1 rRNA gene is annotated in these 1,162 nt (G+C 52.8%); it reads right to left on the bottom strand.

What is annotated here, in order from left to right:
• A 23S ribosomal RNA gene (locus tag BLR71_RS17320) occupies nt 1-1,162 on the bottom strand; the annotation flags it as partial.

Here is a 1,162-nt window from a genome sequence, read left to right as displayed (position 1 = left end):
CCTCGGCCTACAGACTTTCACCAGGACAACCAACGCCTGGCTCACCTAGCCTTCTTCGTCCCCCCATCGCAATACTGTGAAGTACGGGAATATTGACCCGTTTCCCATCGACTACGCCTTTCGGCCTCGCCTTAGGGGCCGACTCACTCTGCTCCGATTAGCGTCGAACAGAAACCCTTGGTCTTCCGGCGGGGGAGTTTTTCACTCCCCTTGTCGTTACTCATGTCAGCATTCGCACTCGTGATACCTCCAGCATGCTTCTCAACACACCTTCATTGGCTTACACGACGCTCCTCTACCGCTCATCATTCGATGAACCCGTAGCTTCGGTACCTGATTTAGCCCCGTTACATCTTCCGCGCAGGCCGACTCGACTAGTGAGCTATTACGCTTTCTTTAAAGGATGGCTGCTTCTAAGCCAACCTCCTAGCTGTCTGAGCCTTCCCACATCGTTTCCCACTTAATCAGGATTTTGGGACCTTAGCTGACGGTCTGGGTTGTTTCCCTTTTCACAACGGACGTTAGCACCCGCTGTGTGTCTCCCACGCTGCACTCACCGGTATTCGGAGTTTGCCTCGGGTTGGTAAGTCGGGATGACCCCCTAGCCGAAACAGTGCTCTACCCCCGGCGGTGATACGTGAGGCGCTACCTAAATAGCTTTCGAGGAGAACCAGCTATCTCCGGGCTTGATTAGCCTTTCACTCCGATCCACAAGTCATCCAAATCTTTTTCAACAGATCCTGGTTCGGTCCTCCAATTGATGTTACTCAATCTTCAACCTGCTCATGGATAGATCGCCCGGTTTCGGGTCTATTTCCAGCGACTGGTCGCCCAGTTAAGACTCGATTTCTCTACGCCTCCCCTATACGGTTAAGCTCGCCACTGAAAATAAGTCGCTGACCCATTATACAAAAGGTACGCGGTCACAGAACGAGTCTGCTCCCACTGCTTGTACGCATACGGTTTCAGGATCTATTTCACTCCCCTCTCCGGGGTTCTTTTCGCCTTTCCCTCACGGTACTGGTTCACTATCGGTCAGTCAGGAGTATTTAGCCTTGGAGGATGGTCCCCCCGTCTTCAGTCAAGGTTTCACGTGCCCCGACCTACTCGATTTCACACCAATCAGATTTCGACTACGGGGCTATCACCCTGTATCGCGTGG

This window comes from Onishia taeanensis (genome assembly GCF_900100755.1).
Taxonomy (GTDB): Bacteria; Pseudomonadota; Gammaproteobacteria; order Pseudomonadales; family Halomonadaceae; genus Onishia; species Onishia taeanensis.
Note: the sequence above shows the minus strand (reverse complement) of the source record. Positions and strands in the feature narration are given on the sequence as shown.